This is a genomic window from Streptomyces sp. NPDC025793 (genome assembly GCF_055558375.1).
Window position 1 is genome coordinate 257,799 of the sequence record NZ_JBVHMR010000007.1, and the last position, 25,512, is coordinate 283,310.

Consider the following 25,512-nt stretch of genomic DNA (forward strand, 5'->3'; position numbering starts at 1 on the left):
CCCCCTCTCCCCCCCGTCCCCCGTCTTCAGCGCATGCCGGATCAGGCCTCCGCCGCCGGTTCCTCCTCGGGCAGGTCCTCGTCCGGCATGTCCTCCTCGACGAACCCCGGCAGCCATCCCTCCAGTTCCTCGCGCAGCCGTACTGTCGCGCCCAACTGGCACAGGACGCCGATGGTGCTCAGGGTCACCCGGTGGATCAGCAGGTAGGACGGCGGCAGGTTGAGGCGCTTGCCCAGTTGGTAGGCGGGGGAGCGGGGGTCGGCGATGCGGGCGGCCTGGCTGCGCATCCAGGCGCGGGTGAACGTGAAGGAATCGACGCGGGCGGGTTCGATGATCGGCAGCAGGTAGTCGAGCACGGCGTCGGGGTCCAGCTCTATGGACTCCTTCACGAAGCCCTCCTCGCAGAGGAGTTCGTAGACCGTCTCGGCGTCGCCGTCCAGGGTCAGCCGGAGCGAGACGCCGATCGGTGTGGGCAGGCCGCCGGGCAGCCGGTCGACCGTGCCGAAGTCCAGGACGCCGAGGCACCAGTCGTCCTCGCCGCGGGGGCCGCCGGGCAGCAGACGGAAGTTGCCCGGATGCGGGTCCGCGTGCAGCAGGCCGGTGCGGGCCGGGCCCGAGAACAGGAAGCGGGCCAGGAGCTGCCCGGCCCGGTCGCGTTGCTGCTCGGTGCCGTCCGTGATGATCTCCGACAGGGGGATCCCGTCGATCCACTCCGTGACCAGGACCTGCTCGCACTGGTGCACCACCGCCGGGACCACCACGTCCGGGTCGTCGGCGAACTCCTCCGCGTGCACGGCCTGGGCCTGGGCCTCCAACGCGTAGTCCAGTTCCTCGGAGACACGGTCCTTCAGCTCCGCGATGAGCGGCTTGATGTCCATGCCGGGGATGAGGGGGCCCAACAGGCGGGCAAAGCGGCTCAGTTGGCCCAGGTCGGAGACCAGGGCCTCGCCGGCGCCGGGATACTGGACCTTGACGGCCACCTCGCGGCCGTCGTGCCACACCGCCCGGTGCACCTGACCGATGGAGGCCGCGGCGGCCGGCTTGTCCTCGAACTCCTCGAACAGCTCCCGCCAGTCCGGGCCCAGCCGCTCCTCCAGCACGGCGTGCACCGTGCGGGTCGGCATCGGCGGGGCCGCCTCCTGGAGCTTGGTCAGGGCCGCGCGGTAGGGGCCGGCGACCTCCTCGGGCAGCGCGGACTCGAAGACGGACAGGGCCTGCCCGAACTTCATCGCGCCGCCCTTCAGCTCGCCGAGCACCTTGAACAGCTGCTCCGCCGTGCGCTGTTGCAGCTCCCTGCCGACGATCTCCGCGGACTCGCCCACGATCCGTTTGCCCAGCCCCCAGGTCGCCCGGCCGGCGAAGCCGAGCGGGAGCGCGGCGAGCTTGGCGGTTCGGGTGACCGCCTTCCGGGGAAGATCAGACATGCGCCCTCCAAGTCCCAGTCGGCCGCGCCGCGCCCGCTTCGCGTCGCCGCTGCGTCGACAGCCGTTGCACCGCCATTGTCGCGCGCGGCTTCCCTTCGGTTGAGGAGTGCTCCCCCCTGGTTTTCTCCGTACCCTTCTCCGCGGCGGCGCAGCCGCATGCCGGATGCGGGCGGACGGGCCGCGCGGACCAGTGCAGGCCGGGCAGCGACACCTCCCAGCGGGCTCCGGCGGAGGCGGGCGGGTGTCCGTCGAGGAAGGACAGCGCGTGTGCCGCGGCCAGTCCGGCGACCGCCGTGGCCAGTGTCAGATCGCAGGCCCCGATCCGGCGGGCCCGTGCGGAGCGCCACTGGGCGATCAGCCGGGGCCAGGCCGGATCCCGGTCGGAGCGCTCGAAGTGCAGGCAGCGGGCGCAGCCTGTCTCCCCGGGCAGGACGAGCGGGCCGACGACTCCCGTGCCCTCCACGACACCGGCGTACAGATGCGGGGTTCCGCAGGCCATGAGCGGTTCGGCGGCGACCGGGTCGGGTGCGTGCACGCCCACGTCGTCCCGGGGGGTGAGGATCACGAGGGAAAGTCCGGGGTCCCGGGCGGCCGTTCCGGGGGAGTGGGCGTGGCGGCGCGGGCGGTCCGGTGCCGCGCGGCGGACGGCGGCTTGCGCGGCCGCTTGCCGGCGATCGCCGATCGAGTCGGCGGGCAGCCCGCCCGGGGCCACGTCCCAGGGCTCCACGCGGCCGGTGTCGCGCACGTCGATCTCGCCGACGCCGGCGCCGGAGAGCACCGACGCCAGCAGGGCGCCGACCCGGCCCGCGCCCTCCACCCGTACGCCGAGGGCGCGGCGGGCGGCGAGCCGGGCGAGCGCGCCGCCCGGTTCGGCCGTGGTCAAAGAGAGCGAGGTGAGGTCGGGGCGCAGCCGTTGCAGGACGTCGTCGCGCTCGCGCAGGGCGTCCGCGGCCGGTCCGCCGCCGCGCGCGTCGTCGACGAGGCCCGCGTGCGTGAGCCGTTCCAGCAGGGTGTCGACCCGGCCGGCCGGCAGCTCTATGCGGCGGCCCTCCTCGCGCAGCAGGGGCAGCCCGCGGGTGCCGTTGAGCAGATCGAGGAAGCCGCGTGTCGCCGGGTCCATGGGCCCCAGCGTCTGCGCGTGCGCCGCGGTCATCCCGAACTGCACGGTGTCGCGATCGCGCCAGCCGCGCCGCAGCGCGGGCTTCATCACCGGATGCATGTCTGACCCCCGTCCGTGGAAGCATCCCCGGCCTTCCGGGGCACCCGGGAAGGCCCATGACGCCGGTGGAGCCGGTCATGCCCCGCCGACGTCTGCCAGCATGCCGCGCCTGCCGGTCCGGCGTCGGGAGTTATCCACAGGGCAGGGGTATTTGTCGTATAAGTCGACGGGGTGAAGCGGGTAAGCGGGGCGCATATAGCGGGGAAACGGGACGGCCGGGGCCGTGTGTATCGGTCGAGTGGAGCCGTGTAAACCGGATGTGCGGATCAGTCGTAGGAATCATAGGAATCCCACGCTTGGTGGGGGATCGGCATCGAACCGTCCCGGAGCCGGGACTTTGCCCGGGCCCACCGGGTAACGTCGGGGCGTGCCCGCCGACCCACTGCACCGCGCCGGAACGCCACAGCGCAGCACGACGAGCCAGCCGCCCAGCGGCTCGGGGGCGAGCGCGATCGAGGTCCGCAGAAGTAGCCGGCGCCGCCGGACGGTCTCCGCGTACCGCGAGGGCGATCGCACCGTCGTGCTGATCCCCGCCCGGATGTCGAAGGCGGAGGAGCAGCGCTGGGTCACCGTCATGCTCGACAAACTCGCCGCCCAGGAGAGCAAACGCGTCCTCGGCGACGCCGAGCTGGCCGAGCGCGCCGAGCGGCTGTCGGCGCAGTACTTCGACGGCCGCGCGCGTCCCGCCTCCGTGCGCTGGGTCACCAACCAGAACACGCGCTGGGGTTCGTGCACGCCGGCCGAGGGCAGCATCCGGCTCTCGCACCGGCTCCAGGGGATGCCCGACTACGTCATCGACTACGTCCTCTGCCACGAGCTGGCGCATCTGCTGGTGCCCGGTCACGGGCCGGACTTCTGGAGGCTCTTGGAAGCCTATCCGCGCACCGAGCGGGCCCGCGGCTATCTCGAAGGTGTCGTGGCCGCCGAACGGTTGCCGCACGTCCCCGGCGCGCGCGAGGAGTGAGCCCGGCGCCGTTCGTGCGCCCCCGGGTGCGGTTGTGTACCGGCTCTGTACCGGCTGCGTGCGTTGTCGGACTTTGCCGTTAGCCTGGCGCGACGCACTCACATTCGGGATGGGGGACGGTCGTAGCGCATGGCCAGGGAATTCCAACGCGGCCACAAGGCCAGGATCAGTGATCTCACGGCGGGCACGGACCTGTACGTAGGCGTGCAGATCTCCGCGCCCGGACTGAACTTCGACATCAGCTGCTTCGGCCTGGACGGCGACGAGCGCCTCTCGGACGACCGGTACTTCATCTTCTTCAACCAGCCGAAGTCCCCGGAGGAGTCCCTCCAGTTGCTGGGGGCCCAGGCGGGCGACACGGAGTCGTTCCGGGTCACCCTGGACCGGATCCCGTCGCACATCCGCAAGCTGTCCTTCACGGCGACCATCGACGGTGCCGGGCAGATGTCCCAGGTCGCCCCCGGTTACCTGCGCATCGTGGCGGGCGGCGAGGAGGTCGCGCGGTACTCGTTCAACGGGGCGGAGTTCTCCACCGAGCGGGCCGTGATGCTCGGTGACGTCTACCTCAAGGACGTGTGGCGGTTCGCCGCCGTCGGGCAGGGTTTCGACGGCGGACTGGAGGCGCTGCTGAAGAACTTCGGCGGCGAGGTGCTGGAGGACGAGACACCCGACGCCCCCCAGCAGCAGCCGCAGACGGGCGCCGCCCCCGGCTTCGCCCCGCCCGCCTTCGCCGTCCCGGCGTCCGCCCCTGCCCAGGCGCCCGCTCCGGCGCCCGCACCCGCCCCGGCCCCCGCGCCGCAGCCCGCCGCCCAGGGCTTCGCCCCGCACGCCGGAAGCACCCCGCCGCAGGGGTACGCCCCGCCCGCCGGAAGCACGCCCCCGCAGGGCTTCGCCCCGCAGCCCGGTCACACCCCGCCCGGCCACACCCCGGCCCCGGGCCCCGCACCCGTGCCGAACGTGCACGGTGCGCCGACGGTCATCGCCCCGCTGAGCCCGCCCGCCGCCGGCACGGTCCCGCCGCCCGCCCCGGCCCCCGCGCCCTACGGCCAGCCGCCGCAGCAGCCGTCGTACGGCGGTCAGCCCGGCGCGCCGATGCCCCCGGGATACGGCCAGCAGCCGCCCCCCTACGGCGCCCCGCCGGCCGCCCAAGTGCCCCCCGGCTACGGCCGGCAGCCCTACGGGCAGGGTCCCGGCCTGCAGCCCGCCGGGTACGGGGTGCCGCAGGGCGCCCCGCAGGGCGGTGCCGGTGTCTCGGCAGCGCTCCAGACGTTCAAGGAGACGCCCACCGGGCAGCGCTGGACGCTCCAGAACAAGAAGCTCGTCCGCGTCGACCTCGGCATGGGCGGGCAGCCCGTGCTGGCCCGGCAGGGCAGCATGGTGCTCTACCAGGGCAAGGTCGACTTCAGCTACAAGGGCGCCGGATTCGCCGGGCGGATCGTCGGCCACGCCACCGGCCAGGAGATGCAGCTGATGCGCTGCACCGGCCAGGGCCAGGTGTTCCTCGCCGAGAACGCCACCCAGCTGCACCCCGTCGAGCTCCAGGGCGACGCGATCTGCGTGTCCGCCGAGAACGTCCTCGCCTTCGACGAGACCCTGAGCTACGAGGTCCGCCGCATCGAGGGCCACGGCATCCCTGGCGGCGCGCTGTTCACCATGCAGTTCCAGGGCACCGGGACGCTCGTCGTCAAGACGCACGGCACGCCCGTCGTGCTGCCCGTCACGCCGACCACCTTCGCCGACTGCAACGCCGTCGTCGCCTGGTCGGCCGCCTCACAGGTGATCGTCTCCAGCCAGGTCCGCCTGCGCCGCAACGCCTACCCGGGCGACACGGGAGAGAGCGTCAACCTCCAGTTCCGGGGCGCGCCCGGCAACTTCATCGTCGTCCAGCCGTACGAGGTCTGAGGGAGCCCGTCATGAACCAGCCGCTCGCGGGCTACGCCCCCGCCCCCGTCACCGCCCGCATGGAGAACCACGGCCATCACATGCTGAAGGTCGCCATGCAGACCGGAAACGACCTCCTCGCGCGCGTGGGGTCGATGGTCGCCTACGAAGGCTTCGTCCAGTACGAGCCGAACCCGCCGGCCGTCCGCCAGATGGCCCGCGACTGGATCACCGGCGAGGGCGCGCCCCTGATGAAGTGCACCGGCGACGGACTGCTCTACCTCGCCGACTACGGCGCGAACGTCGTCGTCATCAACCTCAATGGCGACGGCATCTCCGTCAACGCCACCAATCTCCTGGCCTTCGACGCCCACCTGAGCTGGGGCGTGGAACGGGTCAAGGGGCTGGCCAAGTTCGCCGGCCAGGGGCTGTGGAACACGAAGATCTCCGGGCAGGGCTGGGTCGCGCTGACCTCCCGGGGCACGCCCATCGTCGTCGACTGCGGCGGCGGCGAGGACGAGACGTACGTCGACCCCGACGCGCTCGTGGCCTGGTCGCCGAACCTGAAGGTGAAGGGCAAGCGCAGCTTCAAGGCGCAGTCGCTGATCGGCCGGGGCAGCGGCGAGGCCTACCAGATGGCCTTCTCCGGCCAGGGCATCGTCGTCGTCCAGCCCAGCGAGGACAGCACCGACCGCCTCCGGATCCGGGGCTGAGGGGGAGCCAGAACGTCATGCAGAGCCCGCTTTTCGCGCACAACGACGTCCAGACCCAGGAGCGCTGGAGCCGCCAGAACGCGCAACTGCTCCGCGTCACCCTGGAGGGCCACGACGACATCCTCGCCCGCAAGGGCACGATGGTCGCCTATCAGGGACTGATGGAGTTCGACGCGGAGTACCAGAGCAACAACCAGGCACGCGCGCGTGCGTACACCGGCGAGGGCCTGGACCTGATGCGCTGTCACGGACAGGGCACGGTCTACCTCGCCAACCTCGCGCAGCACGTGCACATCATGGACATCGAGCAGGACGGGCTGACCGTCGACAGCTCCTACGTCCTCGCCATGGACTCCTCGCTGCACTACGAGGTCGTCGCCGTCGACAGCCTCTACGGCATCTCCGGCTCCGGGAAGTACCAGCTGAACATCACCGGGCACGGCAAGGTCGCCCTGATGACCTCGGGCTCGCCGCTGCTGATGCAGGTCACGCCCGACCGGTACGTCAACTGCGACGCGGACGCGATCGTCGCCTGGTCCGCCGGGCTGCGCGTGCAGATGCAGGCCCAGACGCACTCGTCCGGGGTCTGGCGCCGGCGCGGCAACACGGGCGAGGGCTGGGAGCTGAGCTTCATGGGCTCCGGTTTCGCACTCGTCCAGCCCAGCGAGCTGCTGCCGCCGCAGAACGCGGTGATCGGCGGCGGTATCGCCGCCCAGTTCGGCATGGGCCAGCAGGGCGCGCGCGGGCAGAACCAGGGCAACGTCTGGAGCTAGCTGCCGGTAAGGGGTGACTGCGAGGGCAGTCACCCCTTACACGGTCAGAGCCTGGCGCGGGTCGCCTCCACCAGTCGCCTGACCGACTCGTCCGCCACGTCGGCCACTTCGTCGTACGCGAACCAGCGCAGGTCCAGCGACTCGTCGCTGATCGCCTCCACGGCCCCGTCCGGGGCTACGGCGGCGTACTGGACGTCCAGGTGCCAGGCACAGGGCGTGTGGTGGCGGTCCAGGCGGACCGGGCCGCCAGGCAGCAGTGTCAGCCCGGCGATGCCGGACTCCTCGGTCGCCTCACGCAGCGCCGCCGCCCGCAGCGAGGTGTCCTCCGGCTCGCAGTGGCCGCCCATCTGGAGCCACATCCGCAGCTTCTTGTGGAGTGTGAGCAGCACCCGGCCGCGCTCGGGGTCGATCACCAGCGCACTCGCCGTGATGTGCCCGGCCGCGCAGGACTTCCACATGCCGTCGGGATGGGCCGCCAGATGGTCCAGATAGGTCTGGCGCAGGCCTTCCCGGCCCTCGTACGCCTTCAGCACGAGGACCGCGTCGTCGTACAGGGTCACTCGGTGTCGTCGTCCTTCTTGTGCAGGTCCGGCTTGTCGGCCGCCTCGCCGAGCATCTTGTCCAGCTCGGAGAAGTCCAGCTGCTCGCGGTGCACGAAGCCGTCCGGGTCGTCCAGGTCGCTCGCCGTCGGCAGCATGTCCGGGTGGGCCCACAGGCCGTCGCGGCCGTCGACCCCGCGCGCGTCCGTGAGCGAGGCCCACAGGCGGGAGGCGTCGCGCAGCCGGCGCGGGCGCAGCTCCAGACCGATCAGCGTGGCGAACGTCTGCTCCGCCGGGCCACCGGTCGCGCGGCGCCGGCGCAGGGTCTCGCGCAGGGCGTCGGCGGACGACAGACGCGGCTTCGCGGCCGCGTGGACCACCGCGTCCACCCAGCCCTCGACGAGCGCCAGAGCCGTCTCCAGACGGGCCAGGGCGGCCTTCTGCTCCGGCGTGTCCTCCGGCTGGAACATGCCCTGCTGGAGGGCGTCCTGCAGCTGCTCGGGGTTCTGCGGGTCGAACTGGCCGACCACGTCCTCCAGCTTGGCCGTGTCGACCTTGATCCCGCGCGCGTAGCCGTCGACCGCGCCGAACAGGTGCGAGCGCAGCCACGGCACGTGCGCGAACAGGCGCTGGTGGGCCGCCTCGCGCAGGGCCAGGTAGAGCCGCACCTCCTCCTGCGGCACGCCGAGGTCCTTGCCGAAGGCCTCCACGTTGGCCGGGAGCAGCGCGGCCTTGCCGGCCGGGCCGAGCGGCAGGCCGATGTCGGTCGAGCCGACGACCTCGCCCGCGAGCACGCCGACGGCCTGGCCGATCTGCGTGCCGAACATGGCGCCGCCCATCGAGCGCATCATGCCGATCAGCGGGCCCGCCATGGCCTGCATCTCCTCCGGCAGGACGTCGCCCATCGCCGCGCCGACCCGCTCGGCGACCGGGTCGACCAGCTCCTGCCATGCGGGCAGCGTCGCCTCGACCCACTCCGCGCGGGACCAGGCCACCGCCGCGGCGGAGCCCGACGGCAGGGACGTCGCGTCGTCCAGCCACAGGTCGGCCAGGCGGATGGCCTCCTCGACGGCCTTGCGCTCGGCCGCGCCGACGCTGGCGTCCTTGGTGCCGTCCGGGGTGCCCTGGGCGACCGTCTGGCGGGCGATCTGCTTGGCCATGTCCCAGTTCACCGGGCCGCCCTCGTAGGAGAGCATCTGGCCCAGCTGCTGGAACGCGGCGCCCAGGTCGGTGGGGTTCAGGGACCCGAACATCGCTGCGAGCGGATTGTCGGCGCCCGGGCCGCCCAAGCCTCCGGCTCCGGGCAGGCCGCCGAAGCCGAACGGGTTGGCCGGTCCCTGCCCACCACCGCTCTGCTGGTCCTTCTTCTTGCCCTCGTCGCCGTCTTCCGGCTCCTCCGGCGGAAGGCCGAAACCGAATGGGGTGTCACTCACGGGATTCCTCGGCTGGTAAGGCCACCGGTCTGTCTCCGGTGGCGCGGCTGCCCGACAACACCACCCAGCGTAGACACCCGGACCCGATCGGGCCTCGGTGCTTCGCCCACGGAAGGCCTGCGGCAGGATGGATACACCTGGTACGTACGCGTCACTCGCGCTCGTACTGAAGACAACCGCTGGAGACGCCCGGTGAGTTCCCCAGATCCGCAGGTTCGCGCAGCGCGAAACCCGTCAACCCGGTCCGCGGCCGCCGCCGTGCGCGGGCCCGTCGTCGCGGTCACCGGTGCCGCCGGCGGGGTCGGCGCCCTGCTCACCGAGCGGCTGGCCGCCTCCCGGGAGATCAAACAGGTCGTCGCCATCGACGAGCGGCGCGGGGAGTGCGCCGGCGCCGAGTGGCACATCCTCGACGTCCGCGATCCCGCCATCGCCGACAAGCTGCGCGGCGCCGACGTCGTCGTCCACCTCGCGCTCGACCTCGACCTGGAGACCGATCCGGCGGCGCGCTCGGCTTACAACGTCCGGGGGACACAGACCGTCCTCACGGCCGCGGCGGCCGCCGGCGTGCACCGGGTGGTGCTGTGCACCTCGGCCATGGTCTACGGCGCCCTGCCGGACAACGAGCTGCCCCTGTCGGAGGACGCGGAGCTGCGCGCGACCGCCGAGGCCACCGGGGTCGGCGACCTGTTGGAGATCGAGCGGCTGGCCCGGCGCGCGCCCCGCGCGCACCCGGGGCTCAACGTCACCGTCGTACGGCCCGCCGTACTGGTCGGGGGTACGGACACGGCACTGACCCGGTACTTCGAGTCGCCGCGGCTGCTCGTCGTCGCCGGATCGCGGCCCGCGTGGCAGTTCTGCCACGTCGAGGACCTGTGCAGCGCGCTGGAGTACGCCGTCCTGGAGAAGGTCGACGGGGAGCTGGCCGTCGGCTGCGACGGATGGCTGGAGCAGGAGGAGGTCGAGGAGCTGAGCGGGATCCGGCGGATGGAGCTGCCGTCGGCGGTCGCGCTCGGCGCCGCGGCCCGGCTGCACCGGATCGGGCTCACGCCGTCCCCGGCCGGGGATCTCGCGTACACGATGTACCCGTGGGTGGTCAGCGGCAGCCGGCTGCACGACGCCGGGTGGCGGCCGCAGTGGACCAACGAGGACGTCCTCGCGGAGCTGCTGGAGGAGGCCGCCGGACGGCACACCGTGGCCGGGCGCCGGCTCGGCCGCAAGGACGCCACGGCCGCGGGTGCCGCGGGGGCGACGGTCGCGCTGCTGGGCGCCGCCGCCGTCGTACGGCGGGCCCGCAAGGCCAGACGGCGGGTCTAGGGCGGGCCTGTAGAAGAATCCAGGCCTGTAGAAGAATCCAAAGGCATGCACGCGTGTGCCTGGTGAATCTCGTATTCCTCGTTGTCACAGGCGTGCGGCACCATGGGGTGCATGGCACACGCGAACGAGCATCCCGGTGAGCGGACGGCGCAGGATCCCATCAAGCTGATCGGCGTCCGGGAGACCGCGCTCTCCGTGGACGAGGTGTTCCGGGCCGTCGGGGACGACGCGGCCGGGGGTCTCGTGCTGTTCGTGGGCACCGTACGCAACCACGACGGGGGCGCCGACGTGGACGCGCTCGGGTACTCGTGCCATCCCAGTGCCGAGGCCGAGATGCGGCGGATCGCCGAGAAGGTCGTCGCCGGGTATCCGGTACGGGCGCTGGCCGCCGTGCACAGGGTCGGGGACCTGCGCGTCGGGGATCTCGCCGTGGTCGTCGGCGTCTCCTGTCCGCACCGCGCGGAGGCCTTCGAGGCCTGCCGCAAGCTGATCGACGACCTCAAGCACGAGGTGCCGATCTGGAAGCACCAGAGCTTTTCGGACGGCACGGACGAATGGGTCGGCGCGTAGCGCCGCCGCTCCCCGCCGTTGTCCGTCACCTGGAGCACTTCTGTCCCTCCGGTTGCGTAACCGCCCCCCTGGCGTGAGCGTTGTCGGTGCGGATGGTTAATCTGCTGATCAGTCAGTTGCGGACGCACATCGCGTTGGGAGGTCGGCATGGGGGCGCTTGTCTGGCTGCTGATTCCGCTTCTGGCCGCGATCGGTGGCGGCCTCTGGGGCAGCTGGGCCAATCGGACCCGCAAGGTGCGCGGTGACGGGCCCGAGCTGGACGGATACGCACGGTTCCGCGCGGCCATGGAGAAGTCCCACCCGGGCGCGGGCGGGGCCTGACGAGGGTGGCCCTGACGGGCCGCTGACAGAGGCGTCACGTACTGTCGTGCCATGCCACGCCGCACCGCGACGATGCTCGCCTCCACCCTGATGCTGATCGCGCTCCTGTGCGCGGGAGTGCTCATCCCCGTGCCGTACGCGGAGATGTCTCCCGGCCCGACCGTGAACACGCTGGGGAACCACGACGGCGAGCCGGTGCTGCAGATCACCGGGCACAGGACGTACCAGGCCGGCGGGCACCTGAACATGACCACGGTCCGGGTCACCAGCGCGGACTTCCGGATGAACCTGGTGGAGGCCGTCTACGGCTGGCTCGACCCCGACACCAAGATCGTCCCGCACGACACGCTCTACCCGGCCGGCACCACGGAGGAGCAGTCCTCGCAGCAGAACGCCGAGGAGTTCAGCCAGTCCCAGGAGAGCGCCAAGGTCGCCGCCCTGAAGGAGCTGGGCATCCCGGTGAAGTCCTGGGTGATCGTCTCCACCGTCCTCAAGGACTCCCCGGCCGAGGGCAGACTGCACGCCGGAGACGTGATCAAGGCCGTCGACGGCACGGCGGTCAAGCAGCCGTCCGACGTCGCCAAGCTCGTCACCAGGCACAAGGCCGGGCAGAACGTCGTCTTCACCGTCGTCCCCGCCAAGGAGCAGGCCGCCGCGGAGAAGGCGCACAAGACGGCGACCGCGACCCGGGACGTCGCCCTCACTACGAAGGCGTCCGACGACAGCGGGCCGAAGCGGGCCGTCGTCGGCATCTCCGCCGGGACCGACCACACCTTCCCCTTCACCATCGACATCAAGCTCGCCGACGTCGGCGGCCCCAGCGCCGGTCTGATGTTCGCCCTCGGGATCTACGACAAGCTCACCCCGGGCGACCTCACGGGCGGCAAGTTCGTCGCCGGCACCGGGACGATCGACGACAACGGCACGGTCGGCCCGATCGGCGGCATCGAGATGAAGACCATCGGCGCCCGCGACAAGGGCGCCCAGTACTTCCTGACGCCCGCCGACAACTGCGCGGCCGCCGCCAAGGACACCCCGGGCGGGCTCACCCTGGTCAAGGTGAAGACCATCGGCGACGCGCTCGGCGCGCTCAAGGACATCCGCAGCGGGAACACCGGCGCACTGCCCACGTGCACCACCAAGGGCTGACCGGGACGCGACACGGCTGGGGGCGCCCCGTGCGGCGGGAGCGCCCCCATCGCCCGTCGCCGTACCGGGAAGAGATCAGTCCTCGAACGTGGCCCTCAGTGCCTCCGCCAGGCCGGGCACCAGGTCCGGGCCGGTGAGCACCTCCGTCGGGGAGTCCTTCTCGCGCAGCCGGATGGCCGAGTCGCGGGTGCCGTCGCGCAGCACCGCGACCGTCATCCGGACCTCCTGGCGCTCGGGGTGCTGCGCGACCCACTTGGCCAGCTTGGCCTCGCTCAGGTTCTGCGGGACCTGCGCCTCGGCGGACGGCGGCAGCATCAGGCGCTCCACCGTCAGCGCGCAGCCGGCGACCGCGTCGGGCCAGGCGATGGTGCCGAGGAAGTCGTCGAGTGGCTTGCCGGACGGAAGCTCGTCCTGCTCGATCGGGGTGAGACCGGTGGTCTCGGGCTCGTCCGCGTCGAGGCCCAGCTGGGCCGCGAGCGAGGGTTCCTGAGCCCGCAGCCGTGCGGTGTCGACAAGGGCGAAGAGGCGAGCGGGCTGGTCCCAGCCGAGGCCGGAGACGTACTCGTCGATCTCGAGTACGGCCCGGGTGAGCGGGCTCGCTGCCATGGGAGTGTTGGACATGGTCACAATCCTGCCTCGTTCATGGCCGGAATCGGGAACCGAGCAAACGCTGAGTAAGTTGCATAGGTGTGGGTCCGCGATCACGGGGGGCCACGGCGGGTCCGCGATCACGAGGGCCTGACTGACGGATCGACAGCGACTTCGAGGTGCGCACCTTGGCTTTCCAGATGCCGGACCGCGGCGGAGGCCCGTCGGGGCCACGGATCAGAGCGGGCCGCCCGTCCCGGGGGGCACGGACCCTGCTCATGACACTGGGCGTCCTGGCCGTCCTCGGCATGGCGTTCACCATGTTCGCGGGCTTCTGGACGGACTGGCTCTGGTACCGGTCGGTGCACTACTCGTCGGTGTTCACGACCACGCTGTGGACCAAGATCGGGCTGTTCTTCGTCTTCGGTCTGCTGATGGCGGTCGCCGTCGGGGTCAACATCTGGATCGCGCACCGGCTGCGGCCCCCGCTGAGCGCCATGTCCATGGAGCAGCAGAGCCTCGACCGCTACCGCATGGGCATCGCGCCGTACAAGAAGTGGCTGCTGCTCGCCGTCACCGCGCTCGTCGGGCTGATCGCGGGCGCCTCCGCGGCCGGCCAGTGGCGGCTGTGGCTGATGTGGGTCAACGGCGTGCCCTTCCACCAGAAGGACCCGCAGTTCCACCTCGACGTCTCCTTCTACGCCTTCGACCTGCCCTGGTACCGCTTCCTGCTGGGCTTCGGCTTCGCCGCCGCCGTCCTGAGCCTGATCGCGGCCGCGCTCACGCACTACCTGTACGGCGGGCTGCGCCTGACCAGCCCGGGCGCCCGTGCCACCGCCGCCGCGACCGGCCATCTCTCGGTGCTGCTCGGCCTCTTCGTCGCCCTCAAGGCGGTCGCCTACTGGCTCGACCGGTACGGCCTGGCCGTCAAGTCCAGCGACTTCAAGGCCACGGGCAACTGGACCGGTCTGCGCTACGTCGACGCCAACGCCTATCTGCCGGCCAAGACCATCCTGTTCTGCATCGCGGTCATCTGCGCGCTGCTGTTCTTCGCCACCCTGTGGCGGCGCACCTGGCAGCTCCCGGTCATCGGCTTCGGCCTGATGGTGCTGTCGGCGATCCTGATCGGCGGGCTGTACCCCGCGATCGTGCAGAAGTTCCAGGTCCAGCCCAACGAGCAGGCCAAGGAAGCCCCGTACGTCCAGAAGAACCTCAAGGCGACCCGCGAGGCGTACGGCATCGACGACACCAAGGTCACCGAGTACGACGGCAAGTCCGACGCCCCGGACAAGACCAGGCTGCGCAGCGACGCCGATGCCGCGGCGAGCATCCGCATCATGGACCCGAACATCGTCTCGCCGACGTTCCAGCAGGCGCAGCAGATGAAGAACTACTACGCCTTCCCGACCAACCTGGACGTCGACCGGTACAAGGACAAGGACGGCAAGGAGCAGGACACGGTCATCGGCCTGCGCGAGCTGAACCTGGACGGCATCCCGAAGAACAACTGGATCAACGACCACTTCCGCTACACGCACGGCTACGGCGTGGTCGCCGCCAAGGGCACCGAGGCCGACGACCAGGGCCAGCCGGTCTTCACCGAGTCCGACCTGCCGTCCAAGGGCGACCTGGGGACGTACGAGCAGCGCGTCTACTACGGCGAGAAGACCACCACGTACTCCATCGTCGGCGGACCGCAGAAGGAGGTCGACTACTCGGCGGACAACGGCGACGAGAAGACCACCAGCTACACCGGCAAGAGCGGGGTCAACCTCGACAACCCGCTCAACCGGGCCGCGTACGCGGTGGCGTTCAACGACCCGCAGATCCTCTACTCGGGCGCCATCGGCAAGGGCTCGCGCATCCTGTACAACCGCACGCCCAAGGACCGCGTCGAGGCGGTCGCCCCGTGGCTGACCATCGACGGCGACGCCTACCCGGCGGTCGTCAACCACCGCATCCAGTGGATCGTCGACGCCTACACGACGTCGAACGGCTACCCGTACTCCTCCCGTACGACCCTCGGCGACACGACGGCCGACTCGCTGACCGCCACCAACAACAACCGCGCGGTGGTGGCCCAGCAGAACCAGGTCAACTACATCCGCAACTCGGTCAAGGCGACCGTCGACGCGTACACCGGCGAGGTCAAGCTCTACCAGTGGGACACCCAGGATCCGGTGCTGAAGACCTGGATGAAGGCCTTCCCCGGCACGGTGCAGCCGAAGCAGGCCATCTCCGGGGACCTGATGGCCCATCTGCGCTATCCGCAGGACCTGTTCAAGGTCCAGCGCGAGCTGCTCACCCGCTACCACGTGACGGACGCGCAGACGTTCCTCACCGGCAGCGAGGTATGGCAGGTGCCCGACGACCCGACCAACGACTCGGGCAGCGCGGTGCCGCCGTACTACCTGAGCATGAAGATGCCGGACCAGAGCAAGCGGTCGTTCTCGCTGACGACGACGTTCACGCCCAACGGACGCGACAACCTCAGCGCGTTCATGGCCGTCGACTCCGATCCGGGCACCGACGACTACGGCAAGATCAGAATCCTGAAACTGCCGACCAGCACGACGGCCGACGGTCCCAAACAGGTGCAGAGCCTGTTCAACTCCCGCTCGGACATCGCGGAGACGATCAGTCTGCTCACCCGAGGGCATTCCAAGGTCGAGTACGGCAACCTGCTCACCGTGCCGCTCGACGGCGGACTGCTGTACGCGGAACCGGTCTACATCCTGGGCGGCAGCAAGCTGAAGTACCCCCTGATGGGCAAGGTGCTGGTCAGCTACAACGGCAACACCGCGTTCGAGAACACCCTCGACCAGGCGCTCAACAAGGTGTTCGGGGTGCAGGGTTCGACCACCCCACCACCCGACACCGGCACCGCCAACCCGCCCTCGTCCAAGAACCCGACCGTCCAACAGGCCCTGGACGACGCCCAGAAGGCGTTCGACGCGGGCCAGCAGGCCCTCCAGCAGTCCGGCGGCCCGGACTGGACCGCGTACGACAAGGCCCAGAAGGACCTGAAGGCCGCGCTGAAGCGGGCCGAGGACGCGCAGGCCAAGGCGGGAAGCAAGAAGGGGACTTGATCAACACCGTCCCGCGCCGTGGTACGGTTGACCAGCAACGGCGCGGGGTGGAGCAGCTCGGTAGCTCGCTGGGCTCATAACCCAGAGGTCGCAGGTTCAAATCCTGTCCCCGCTACTGCATCGAAGGCCCGGATCCCAAGGGATCCGGGCCTTCGTGGTGTGCGAACTCACATACGGGCAGGAGGTACGGCCGCGCCGCCGTGAGGAGTTGAGGGGTGTGTGTTTGACTTGTCGTCCTGTGGGCATGTCGACAAAACGCTGAAGTGACCTCACGGGCTGCGGTATACCGGGTGTACCCGGGTTGATGGTGGTGCGACGATGGACGTTATGGGGGACAAGGCAACTCTGTTCGAGTCAGGGCGATTTGTGCAGCCTCCCGGTGAGGAGCCGACCCGCGACGACGTGACCGACATGGGGGACGCCGCCGAGGAGGTACGCCTCGGCCTCGCCGCGCAGAGCGGCGACGCCGAGGCCGCGAGCGTCCTCGGAGCCATCCTGCTGCGCCGCGGCGACCTCGACGGAGCCGAACCCCGGCTGCGGGCCGCCACCGCGGCCGGCGACCGCGCCGCCGCCAACAACCTCGGCGTTCTGCTGCACCAGCGCGGCTACCCCGAGGACGCCGCCGGCTGGTGGCGCATCGCCGCCGTGGCCGGCTCCGCCGCCGCCGCGCACGCGCTCGGCCGCTACCACCGCGAGCGCGGCGACGAGCCCGCCGCCGAGTACTGGCTGCGCCAGTCCGCCGAGCAGGGCCACGCCCTCGGCGCCTACGCGCTCGCCGACCTGCTGGAGCACCGCGGGGACGTCGGCGCGGAGCACTGGATGCGCGCCGCCGCCGAGCGCGGGCACCGCGAGGCGGCGTACCGGCTGGCCCGCGCCCTCGACCGCTCCTCGGGCCCGGAGGAGGGGACCGGGCCCGACAACGCTGTCACGGAGGCCGAGCAGTGGTACCGGCAGGCCGCCGCGCGCGGTCACCGCCGGGCCGCGCTGCACCTCGGGGCGATCCTGGAGAAGCGGGGCGAACTGAAGGAGGCCGGGCGCTGGTACCTGACCTCGGCCAAGGACGGCGAGGCCCGCGCCGCCTGCGCGCTGGGCTTCCTGCTGCGCGACGCCGGGGACACCGAGAGCGCGGCCGTGTGGTGGCTGCGCGCCGCCCAGGACGGCGACGGCAACGCGGCCAACGCGCTCGGCGCGCTGCACGCCGAGCGGGGCGAGACACAGACCGCCGAGCGCTGGTACCGGGCGGCGCTCGACGCGGGCGACGACAACGGCGCGTACAACCTCGGGCTGCTCTGCGCCGAGCAGGGGCGCACCGCGCAGGCCGAGCAGTGGTACCGGCGGGCCGCCTACGCCGGGCACCGGGAGGCGGCGAACGCGCTCGCCATCCTGCTGCTCCAGGGCAGCGACACCACCGGCGCCGAGCCGTGGTTCTCCAAGGCCGCCGAGGCGGGCAGCGTGGACGCCGCGTTCAACCTCGGCATCCTCTACGCCGGGCGCGGCACCGGACCGGACGCGGAGACGGCGCTGCGCTGGTACGAGCGGGCGGCCGCCGCCGGGCACACCGAGGCCGCGCTCCAGGTCGGGATCGCCCGGCTGCGCGAGGGCGACGAGCAGGAGGCCGAACGGCATCTGCGGTGCGCGGCGGGCGGCGGCAGCGCGGAGGCGGCGTACCGGCTGGCCACGCTGCTCGACGCGCGCCGGCCGCCGGAGCCGGCGCACGAGCTGGGCGAGATCGTGCACGAGAAGACCGAGTGCGAGGAGTGGTACGAGCGCGCGGCCACGCAGGGGCACCGGCGCGCCCAGGTGCGGGTCGGCATGCTGGCCGCCGCGCGGGGTGACGTCGTCGAGGCGGCGCGGTGGTACCGGGAGGCGGCGGAGGCCGGCTCGCGCAACGGCGCCTTCAACCTGGGGCTGCTGCTGGCCCGGGAGGGCAGCGAGCCGGAGGCGGCGGTGTGGTGGACCCGTGCCGCCGACGCCGGGCACGGCCGGGCGGCGCTCCGGCTGGCCCTCGTCTACGCGCGTCGGGGCGAGCTGGCGGAGGGGCAGCGCTGGGCGGACCGCGCGGTGGCGCTGGGGCCGGCCGAGGTGGCGGAGCGGGCGGGGCGGCTGCGGGACGCGCTGCGCGAAGAGCTCTCGGCGTGAACACGTGACCCCGGCCACGTCCGGGGAAACGGATTTGCGTCCGTGGACCTCCCTCACGTAATGTCGTGTTCACCGACGCGGGGTGGAGCAGCTCGGTAGCTCGCTGGGCTCATAACCCAGAGGTCGCAGGTTCAAATCCTGTCCCCGCTACTGAAGGCCTGGGGCCGGAATCCAGAAATGGATTCCGGCCCCAGGTGCGTTTGCGGCAGGCGCGTTCGGAAGAAAAAAAGAGGGGGCTCAAGCCCCCTCGGTCGCCCCCTCGGTCACGCGCCCGCGCAGTCCGGGCACAGCCCTCGGTACGTCACCTCGACGTCCGACACCGTGAAGCCGAAGCGCTCCGTGTCGGGGAGGTCGGCGAGCGGGTTGCCCGTCGGGTGGACGTCGCGGATCGCGCCGCAGCGGGCGCAGACCAGGTGGTGGTGCGGGCGGTGCGCGTTCGGGTCGTACCGCTTCGCGCGCTTGTCCGTCGCGACTTCCAGCACCTCGCCGAGGGAGACCAGCTCACCCAGGGTGTTGTAGACGGTCGCCCGGGAGATCTCCGGCAGCTTCGCGACAGCGCGCGCATGGACCTCGTCGGCCGTCAGGTGGACGTGCTCACCGTCCAGGACCTCGGCCACCACGCGTCGCTGCGCGGTCATCCGCCATCCGCGTCCACGCAGCCGTTCCAGAAGGTCGCTCATGGCCACCAGCCTAACAGGAAGGCGGACCAGGACGGGAATAGGTGTGAGATTGGAACACTGTTTGACTTAGATCTAGTCCAATGTAGGATCGAGAACGACTTTGGCCACAGGACAGGACTGTTCAGAAATGACGCAGGAGGCGCACGTGACGCAGGGACCGCTCACCACGGAGGCCGGTGCCCCGGTCGCCGACAACCAGAACAGCGAGACGGCCGGCGTCGGCGGGCCGGTCCTGGTCCAGGACCAGCTCCTGCTGGAGAAGCTCGCCCACTTCAACCGGGAGCGCATCCCCGAGCGCGTGGTGCACGCGCGCGGTGCGGGTGCGTACGGCACCTTCACGGTCACGGCGGACGTCACGCCGTACACGCGGGCCGCCTTCCTCTCCGAGGTCGGCAAGGAGACCGAGACCTTCCTGCGCTTCTCGACCGTGGCCGGAAACCTCGGTGCCGCGGACGCCGTCCGCGACCCGCGCGGCTTCGCGCTGAAGTTCTACACCGAGGAGGGCAACTACGACCTCGTCGGCAACAACACGCCGGTGTTCTTCATCCGGGACGCGATCAAGTTCCCGGACTTCATCCACACCCAGAAGCGCGACCCGTACACGGGCAGCCAGGAGGCCGACAACGTCTGGGACTTCTGGGGGCTCAGCCCCGAGGCGACCCACCAGGTGACCTGGCTGTTCGGCGACCGCGGCATCCCGGCGTCGTACCGGCACATGGACGGCTTCGGCTCGCACACCTACCAGTGGAGCAACGAGGCGGGCGAGGTCTTCTGGGTCAAGTACCACTTCAAGACCGACCAGGGGATCAAGAACCTCACCGCCGGTGAGGCCGCGGTGCTCGCGGGCACGGACCCCGACTCCCACCAGCGCGATCTGCGCGAGGCGATCGAGCGCGGGGAGTTCCCGAGCTGGACCGTGGGCGTGCAGATCATGCCGGCGGCGGACGCGGCGACGTACCGCTTCAACCCGTTCGACCTGACCAAGGTGTGGCCGCACGCGGACTATCCGGTCATCGAGATCGGCCGGCTGGAGCTGAACCGCAATCCGCGGAACGTCTTCGCCGAGGTCGAGCAGTCGATCTTCAGCCCCGCGCACTTCGTGCCGGGCATCGGCCCCTCGCCCGACAAGATGCTCCAGGGCCGCCTGTTCGCGTACGGCGACGCGCACCGCTACCGCGTCGGCATCAACGCCGACCACCTGCCGGTGAACCGGCCGCATGCTACCGAGGCGCGCACCAACTCCCGGGACGGCCTCCTCTACGACGGCCGGCACGGCGGCGCGAAGAACTACGAGCCGAACAGCTTCGGCGGGCCGCGGCAGACCGGCCGTGCGCTGTGGGAGCCCACCTCCGTCGACGGCCCCACCGGCGGCCACCCGACCCCGGCGCACGCCGAGGACGACGACTTCGTACAGGCGGGCGACCTCTACCGGCTGATGTCGCAGGAGGAGAAGGAGCGCCTGGTGGCGAACCTCGCGGCCGCGATCGCGCCGGTCTCGCGCGAGGACATCGCCGAGCGGGCGGTCGGCAACTTCGCACAGGCCGACACCGACTTCGGCAAGCGGCTGGAGGCGGCGGTGCGCGCGCTGCGCGGCTGAGGCGCGCACGAGCCGGTGGCACGGTCGGTGCTGCCCCCCGGTGCCTTGAAGACCTGGGGTACTCCCAGGCGGGCCGGACCCCACGGTGCTCGGGGTCCGGCCCGTTTCGCATGCCCCCGTCGCGCGTGCTCAGAGTGCCGGTGCGGGCGCGCGGGCCGGGAGCCAGCAGCGGATGATGTCGCGGACGGAGACGATCCCGGCCACCTCGCCCCGGTCGAGGACGATCAGGTGCCGGAAGCCGCCGCGGGTCATGGCGTGGGCGGCTTCCTGGAGTGACCAGGTGGGGGCGGCGAAGACGACGTCGGTGGTGGTGTGGGCGTGGGCGCGTTCCGTGTCCGGGTTCTGGCCGAGGCCGACGGAGTTGAGGATGTCACGTTCGGTCAGGACGCCGATGCCGCCGGAGTCCGGGTCGAGGACCACGGCGGCGCCGGTGCGGCGGGCGGACATCAGGGTGGCCGCCTGGCGAAGGGTGTGGGCGGGGCCGACGGTGAGGATCACCGTGCTCATGGCATCGCGGACGAGCATGGATGGTCCACCTCCTAGGAATCTCACGAGAAGAGATTCACAAGTTCACAAATGGGGGTGGAGTCAGAGTGACAGGTAAAGGGAGGGTCAACAAGGGGGTGCGCGAGGTCAGTTGAAGGCGTGCGCGCTCTCCCTCGCTGTCAGCCGCGCGGGTTGAGATACCGCAGCAGCTCGTCGTGGAGCAGGCCGTTGGACGCTGCCGCGTTTCCGCTGTGCGGCCCCGGGTGGCCGTCGAGGCCCGTGAACATGCCGCCGGCCTCCGTGACGACGATCGCGGTGGCGGCCATGTCCCACAGGGACAGCTCGGGCTCGGCGCACATGTCGACGGCGCCCTCGGCGACCATCATGTAGGGCCAGAAATCGCCGTACGCGCGCGTGCGCCACACCTGGCGGGTGAGGTCCAGGAAGCCGCCGAGGCGGCGCTGCTCCTCCCAGCCGGACAGGGAGGAGTACGCGAAGGAGGCGTCCGCGAGCTTGCCGACGCCGGAGACGTGGATGCGGGAGGCCGCGGTGAGGTTGCGGCCGGTGAAGGCGCCGTGGTCCTTCGCGGCCCACCAGCGGCGGCTGAGGGCGGGGGCGGAGACGACGCCGACGACGGGCTGGTAGCCGCCCTCGCCCGCCTCCATCAGGGAGATGAGCGTGGCCCAGACGGGGACGCCGCGGACGTAGTTCTTGGTGCCGTCGATCGGGTCGATCACCCAGCGGCGGGGCCCGCTGCCCTCGATCCCGTACTCCTCGCCGAGGACCGCGTCCCGCGGGCGGGCGCGTTGCAGCTGGCCGCGGATGAGCTCCTCCGCCGCCTTGTCCGCCTCGCTCACCGGCGTCATGTCCGGCTTCGTCTCCACCTTCAGATCGAGAGCCTTGAAACGGTCCATGGCGATGGCGTCTGCGGCGTCCGCGAGAACGTGGGCGAGGCGCAGGTCATCGAGGTAGTCCGGCATGGGGGAACCGTATCTGCCGGGGTCGGGCTGGGGCCAGCGGGGCGCGGCGGGTCCGGCCGTTCCCACCCGGTCGACACGGTCGTTTCCATCCGGACGGCGCGCTCGCTCGCACCCGGTCGGCGCCAGGGCCACCGCCGCGCGGCCCGGCGCGCGGTCCGCGCCCGCGCCCCCTTGACAGTGCCTGCGGCCGCGTCAACTCTGGGCGCAGAACTGGTCTGGCCCAGGGAGGCGACGATGCCTGCTGCCCGGGAGTCCTTGCTGGACGCCGCTTTCACGGCGCTCGCGCGCCGGCCGTGGTCCGCGGTGCGGATGGTCGACGTGGCCGCGACGGCCGGGGTGTCCCGGCAGACCCTGTACAACGAGTTCGGCAGCAAGGACGGCCTCGCCCGGGCTCTGGTGCGGCGGGCGGCCGACCGCTACCTCGCCGGTGTCGAGCGGGCCCTCGCCGGCTCCGCCGAACCCCGCGAGCGGCTCACCGCCGTCGCCGAGTGGACCAGCTCCGCCGCGCGGGAGAACGCGCTGGTACGCGCCATGCTCACCGGCTGCTGGAGCGAGCGGCTGCCCGCCCCGCCGCTCGCCGCCGTACCGTCCTCCTCCACGGTGCCCGCACAGCGCCGCGCGGACGGGCCGCTGCCGACGCCCCGCGACCTCGTCCGGATCGTGCGCGACCGCGCGGCCACCGCCCTGGCCGGACCCGCCGCCGGCCCCCTCGACACCGCCGAACTGGCCCACCCCTGCGAACTGGTCGTCCGCCTCGCCCTGTCCTGCGTCGCGGCCCCGCCGGGGGAGGGCGGCGTCGCGGAACTGGTCCGCGCGGTGGTTCCGCAGCAGGCGGTCCAGCGGGTGTGGGCGGCCGGACTGCCGTACGGATCAAGGGGGTTCGACGCCGGGGTCTAGTGTGCCGAGCCCGACAGCTGGAGCCCGATGACCCCGATGATGACGAAGCTGATCGACACGATCTTCAGCGTGGACACCAGGTCGCCGAGGAAGACCATGCCGTAGATCGCCGTGCCCGCCGCGCCGATCCCCGTCCACACCGCGTACGCGGGGCCGACGTCGAGCTTCTTCAGGGACAGGGTCAGCAGACCGAAGCTGCCCAGCGCGAAGCAGGCGAAGGCGATCGTCGGCCACAGGCGGGTGAATCCGTGTGAGAGCTTCAGGCACACCGCGAAACCGGTCTCCAGCATCCCGGCCACGACCACCAGCAGCCACGCCATGCGCCGTCCTCCCGTTGATCCGGCTCACCGGTTCGGTGCGAGTATGCACTTACCGGCCTCTCATCCGGCCAAACAACGTGGTGGTCAGTCGCCTTCCCGGCGCTCCCGGGTGGCCAGCAGCCGGCGCAGCGAGTACAGCCGTGCCGGATCCGCGTGACCCTCCTCGACCCAGGCGTCCAGCGCGCAGTCCGGCTCGTCGTGGCTGCACGCGCGCGGGCAGCCCTCCGTACCGGGTTCGAGGTCCGGGAAGGCGTGGATGACGCGGAAGGGGTCGATGTGCGCGAGGCCGAAGGAGCGCACGCCCGGGGTGTCGATGACCCACCCCTCGTCATCGCTGAGCGGCAGTGCCAGCGCCGAGGTCGTGGTGTGCCGGCCCCGGCCCGTCACGGCGTTGACGTGTCCCGTCGTACGCCGCCGGTCCTGGGGGACGAGCGCGTTGACGAGGGTCGTCTTGCCGACGCCGGAGTGGCCGACGAACGCGGTGATCCGGCCGTCCAGATGCGTGCGCACCCGGTCCGCCGCGTCCCCGTTCTCCAGCTCCTCGCGGCTCGTGACGACGTACGGGATGTCGAGGTCGCCGTAGAGCTCCAGCAGCCTGTCCGGCGGGGCCAGGTCCGACTTCGTCATCACCAGCAGGGGCTCCAGACCGGCGTCGAACGCGGCCACCAGGCAGCGGTCGATCAGCCGGGGGCGGGGCTCCGGGTCGGCGAGCGCCGTGACGATCGCCAGCTGGTGGGCGTTGGCGACGACCACCCGCTCGTAGGGATCGTCGTCGTCGGCCGTGCGGCGCAGCACCGAGGCGCGCTCCTCGATGCGGACGATCCGGGCGAGCGTGTCCTTCCTGCCGGACAGGTCGCCGACCAGCGCGACCCGGTCGCCCACCACGGCGGCCTTGCGGCCCAGTTCGCGGGCCTTCATCGCCATGACCGGACGGCCCTCGACCAGACAGGTCAGCCGCCCCCGGTCGACGGTGAGGACCATGCCCTCGGCCGCGTCCTCGTGCTTGGGCCGGATGTGGGTCCGCGGCCGGTTGCCCTTGCGGTTGGGACGGGTGCGGATGTCGTCCTCGTCGGTGTGCTTGCCGTAGCGGCGCATGGCGTCTGTCCCTACTGCCCGAGCATCCCGGTCCACAGCTCGGGGAAGTCCGGCAGGGTCTTGGCCGTCGTCGCCACGTTCTCGATCCGCACGCCCTCGACCGCGAGGCCGAGGATCGCGCCGGCGGTCGCCATGCGGTGGTCCTCGTAGGTGTGGAAGGTGCCGCCGTGCAGCGGGCGCGGGCGGATGTGCAGACCGTCGGCCGTCTCCGTGACGTCACCGCCGAGTTCGTTGATCTCCTTGGTGAGCGCGGCCAGCCGGTCCGTCTCGTGCAGCCGCAGATGGGCCACGCCCCGCAGGGTGGAGGGGGAGTCGGCGAGGGCGGCCACCGCCGCGATGCCGGGGGTCAGCTCGCCGACGTCGCCGAGGTCCACGTCGATACCGTGGATGACACCCGAACCGGTGAACACCAGCCCGTAGTCGGTGAGTTCACAGGAACCGCCCATCTCGGTGAAGATCTCCCGCAGCCGGTCGCCGGGCTGCGTGGTCCGCTCCGGCCAGTCGGGGATCGTCACCGTGCCGCCGGTCACCAGCGCGGCAGCGAGGAACGGCTGGGCGTTGGACAGGTCCGGCTCGACCGTCAGGTCCCGGCCGAGCAGCGCGCCCGGCGTCACCCGCCACACGTTCGGCTCGCCGCCGGACTCCGGGGTGTCCACCTGGGCGCCGACCGCGCGCAGCATGTCGACGGTCATCCGGATGTGCGGCATGGACGGGAGCGTGCTTCCCGTGTGGCGGACCTCGACGCCCTGGTTGAAGCGCGGGCCGGAGAGCAGCAGGGCCGAAACGAACTGGGAGGAGGACGACGCGTCGATCGACACCGGGCCGCCGTCCAGCGCCCCGCCGCCGTGCACGGTCAGCGGCAGCGCGCCCCGGCCGTCGTCGTCGATCCGGGCGCCGAGCACGCGCAGCGCGTCGATCACACCGTTCAGGGGGCGCTCGTACGAGCGGGGGTCGCCGTCGAACCGGATCGGGCCGTCGGCCAGCGCGGCGACCGGCGGCAGGAAACGCATCACCGTGCCGGCGTTGCCGACGTCGACGGTCGCCGGGCCGCGCAGGCCGCTCGGCACCACCCGCCAGGCCTCGCCGGTGCCGTCGGGGCCGACCCCTTCCTCGATCTCCACGCCCATGGCCCGCAGGGCGCCGGCCATCAGCAGGGTGTCGCGGGAGCGCAGCGGGCGGCGCAGCCAGCCGGGCTCGGAGGCGAGGGCGGCGAGGACGAGGGCGCGGTTGGTGACCGACTTGGACCCCGGCACGTGGACCGTCGCGTCGACGGCTCCGCTCGCGTGCGGGGCGGGCCAGAGTGCGGGAAGGGCGGTGTTCGGGGCCATGGGCCCACTTTAT

At 71.7% G+C, this 25,512-nt stretch carries 23 protein-coding genes and 2 tRNA genes; 14 read left to right on the forward strand and 11 right to left on the reverse strand.

The genetic code is table 11. The features are described from left to right. Positions 1-41: 41 nt before the first annotated feature. Positions 42-1,424, reverse strand: a complete 1,383-nt coding sequence (locus ACZ4MF_RS17015) for an ABC1 kinase family protein (RefSeq protein WP_467492775.1) — start codon at positions 1,422-1,424, stop codon at positions 42-44. Continuing rightward, on the reverse strand, positions 1,417-2,643 hold the full coding sequence (locus ACZ4MF_RS17020; protein WP_467492776.1) for a TOMM precursor leader peptide-binding protein: 1,227 nt from the start codon (positions 2,641-2,643) through the stop codon (positions 1,417-1,419). The genes ACZ4MF_RS17015 and ACZ4MF_RS17020 overlap by 8 nt, the downstream gene beginning before the upstream one ends. A 367-nt stretch (positions 2,644-3,010) precedes the next feature. Between ACZ4MF_RS17020 and ACZ4MF_RS17025 the strand changes: the two genes are divergently transcribed. The 4 genes from ACZ4MF_RS17025 (at position 3,011) to ACZ4MF_RS17040 (ending at position 6,974) form a co-directional block, all read left to right on the forward strand. Continuing rightward, positions 3,011-3,607 (forward strand): M48 metallopeptidase family protein, encoded by a 597-nt coding sequence (locus ACZ4MF_RS17025; RefSeq protein ID WP_467492777.1) that lies wholly within the window; start codon positions 3,011-3,013, stop codon positions 3,605-3,607. A 129-nt stretch (positions 3,608-3,736) separates the two neighbouring features. Beyond that, complete coding sequence (locus ACZ4MF_RS17030) at positions 3,737-5,509, forward strand: TerD family protein (RefSeq protein WP_467492778.1); 1,773 nt, start codon at positions 3,737-3,739, stop codon at positions 5,507-5,509. 11 nt (positions 5,510-5,520) lie between these two features. Further along, positions 5,521-6,201 carry an AIM24 family protein gene (locus tag ACZ4MF_RS17035; protein WP_467492779.1) on the forward strand — a complete coding sequence of 227 codons (681 nt, stop codon included), beginning with the start codon at positions 5,521-5,523 and terminating at the stop codon, positions 6,199-6,201. Positions 6,202-6,218: 17 nt separating this feature from the next. Then, entirely contained in the window at positions 6,219-6,974 is a 756-nt protein-coding gene (locus tag ACZ4MF_RS17040) for an AIM24 family protein (protein ID WP_467492780.1), read from the forward strand. Between the two features lie 44 nt (positions 6,975-7,018). Here the strand turns inward: ACZ4MF_RS17040 and ACZ4MF_RS17045 are convergent, their stop codons facing one another. Together ACZ4MF_RS17045 and ACZ4MF_RS17050 are read right to left on the reverse strand one after the other, a co-directional pair. Continuing rightward, a complete protein-coding gene (locus ACZ4MF_RS17045) occupies positions 7,019-7,534 on the reverse strand; it encodes an NUDIX hydrolase (protein WP_467492781.1) in 516 nt (171 codons plus the stop codon). Beyond that, positions 7,531-8,946, reverse strand: a complete 1,416-nt coding sequence (locus ACZ4MF_RS17050; RefSeq protein WP_467492782.1) for a zinc-dependent metalloprotease — start codon at positions 8,944-8,946, stop codon at positions 7,531-7,533. The genes ACZ4MF_RS17045 and ACZ4MF_RS17050 overlap by 4 nt, the downstream gene beginning before the upstream one ends. A gap of 192 nt (positions 8,947-9,138) precedes the next feature. On the opposite strand from ACZ4MF_RS17050, the gene ACZ4MF_RS17055 reads away from it, so the two are divergent. The 4 genes from ACZ4MF_RS17055 to ACZ4MF_RS17070 all read left to right on the forward strand — a co-directional run bounded on the left by ACZ4MF_RS17055 (position 9,139) and on the right by ACZ4MF_RS17070 (position 12,300). Further along, positions 9,139-10,260, forward strand: a complete 1,122-nt coding sequence (locus ACZ4MF_RS17055; RefSeq protein ID WP_467492783.1) for an SDR family oxidoreductase — start codon at positions 9,139-9,141, stop codon at positions 10,258-10,260. A gap of 111 nt (positions 10,261-10,371) precedes the next feature. Then, on the forward strand, positions 10,372-10,830 hold the full coding sequence (locus ACZ4MF_RS17060; protein ID WP_467492784.1) for a molybdenum cofactor biosynthesis protein MoaE: 459 nt from the start codon (positions 10,372-10,374) through the stop codon (positions 10,828-10,830). Positions 10,831-10,977: 147 nt separating this feature from the next. Continuing rightward, positions 10,978-11,151, forward strand: coding sequence for a hypothetical protein (locus ACZ4MF_RS17065; protein ID WP_177235520.1), 174 nt, complete (start codon positions 10,978-10,980; stop codon positions 11,149-11,151). 51 nt (positions 11,152-11,202) lie between these two features. Further along, positions 11,203-12,300 carry a YlbL family protein gene (locus ACZ4MF_RS17070; protein WP_467492785.1) on the forward strand — a complete coding sequence of 366 codons (1,098 nt, stop codon included), beginning with the start codon at positions 11,203-11,205 and terminating at the stop codon, positions 12,298-12,300. Between the two features lie 75 nt (positions 12,301-12,375). Here the strand turns inward: ACZ4MF_RS17070 and ACZ4MF_RS17075 are convergent, their stop codons facing one another. Further along, a complete protein-coding gene (locus ACZ4MF_RS17075; RefSeq protein WP_467492786.1) occupies positions 12,376-12,921 on the reverse strand; it encodes a PPA1309 family protein in 546 nt (181 codons plus the stop codon). A 167-nt stretch (positions 12,922-13,088) separates the two neighbouring features. On the opposite strand from ACZ4MF_RS17075, the gene ACZ4MF_RS17080 reads away from it, so the two are divergent. From ACZ4MF_RS17080 to ACZ4MF_RS17095, 4 genes are all read left to right on the forward strand, one after another. Beyond that, positions 13,089-15,977, forward strand: coding sequence for a UPF0182 family membrane protein (locus ACZ4MF_RS17080; RefSeq protein ID WP_467492832.1), 2,889 nt, complete (start codon positions 13,089-13,091; stop codon positions 15,975-15,977). Between the two features lie 41 nt (positions 15,978-16,018). Then, a tRNA-Met gene (locus ACZ4MF_RS17085) sits at positions 16,019-16,092 on the forward strand. A gap of 203 nt (positions 16,093-16,295) precedes the next feature. Further along, positions 16,296-18,116: a tetratricopeptide repeat protein gene (locus tag ACZ4MF_RS17090; protein WP_467492787.1), complete on the forward strand. Its 1,821-nt coding sequence runs from the start codon at positions 16,296-16,298 to the stop codon at positions 18,114-18,116. Between the two features lie 76 nt (positions 18,117-18,192). Continuing rightward, positions 18,193-18,266, forward strand: a tRNA-Met gene (locus ACZ4MF_RS17095). A gap of 113 nt (positions 18,267-18,379) precedes the next feature. Here ACZ4MF_RS17095 and ACZ4MF_RS17100 read toward each other — a convergent pair. Further along, entirely contained in the window at positions 18,380-18,796 is a 417-nt protein-coding gene (locus ACZ4MF_RS17100; protein WP_031224898.1) for a Fur family transcriptional regulator, read from the reverse strand. Positions 18,797-18,941: 145 nt separating this feature from the next. Between ACZ4MF_RS17100 and ACZ4MF_RS17105 the strand changes: the two genes are divergently transcribed. Beyond that, positions 18,942-20,393, forward strand: a complete 1,452-nt coding sequence (locus ACZ4MF_RS17105) for a catalase (protein ID WP_467492788.1) — start codon at positions 18,942-18,944, stop codon at positions 20,391-20,393. A gap of 129 nt (positions 20,394-20,522) precedes the next feature. On the opposite strand, the gene ACZ4MF_RS17110 is transcribed toward ACZ4MF_RS17105, so the two are convergent. Next, complete coding sequence (locus tag ACZ4MF_RS17110; RefSeq protein ID WP_356028979.1) at positions 20,523-20,918, reverse strand: CBS domain-containing protein; 396 nt, start codon at positions 20,916-20,918, stop codon at positions 20,523-20,525. Positions 20,919-21,058: 140 nt separating this feature from the next. Continuing rightward, positions 21,059-21,859, reverse strand: coding sequence for a histidinol-phosphatase (gene hisN / locus ACZ4MF_RS17115; RefSeq protein ID WP_467492789.1), 801 nt, complete (start codon positions 21,857-21,859; stop codon positions 21,059-21,061). A gap of 234 nt (positions 21,860-22,093) precedes the next feature. Between hisN and ACZ4MF_RS17120 the strand changes: the two genes are divergently transcribed. After that, complete coding sequence (locus ACZ4MF_RS17120) at positions 22,094-22,756, forward strand: TetR/AcrR family transcriptional regulator (protein ID WP_467492790.1); 663 nt, start codon at positions 22,094-22,096, stop codon at positions 22,754-22,756. Here ACZ4MF_RS17120 and ACZ4MF_RS17125 read toward each other — a convergent pair. The 3 genes from ACZ4MF_RS17125 to aroA form a co-directional block, all read right to left on the reverse strand. After that, positions 22,753-23,076, reverse strand: coding sequence for a DMT family transporter (locus ACZ4MF_RS17125; protein WP_356028973.1), 324 nt, complete (start codon positions 23,074-23,076; stop codon positions 22,753-22,755). The genes ACZ4MF_RS17120 and ACZ4MF_RS17125 overlap by 4 nt on opposite strands. 84 nt (positions 23,077-23,160) lie before the next feature. After that, positions 23,161-24,171 (reverse strand): ribosome small subunit-dependent GTPase A, encoded by a 1,011-nt coding sequence (gene rsgA / locus ACZ4MF_RS17130; protein WP_467492791.1) that lies wholly within the window; start codon positions 24,169-24,171, stop codon positions 23,161-23,163. Between the two features lie 11 nt (positions 24,172-24,182). Beyond that, positions 24,183-25,499, reverse strand: coding sequence for a 3-phosphoshikimate 1-carboxyvinyltransferase (gene aroA, locus ACZ4MF_RS17135; RefSeq protein WP_467492792.1), 1,317 nt, complete (start codon positions 25,497-25,499; stop codon positions 24,183-24,185). Between the last annotated feature and the right edge of the window lie 13 nt (positions 25,500-25,512).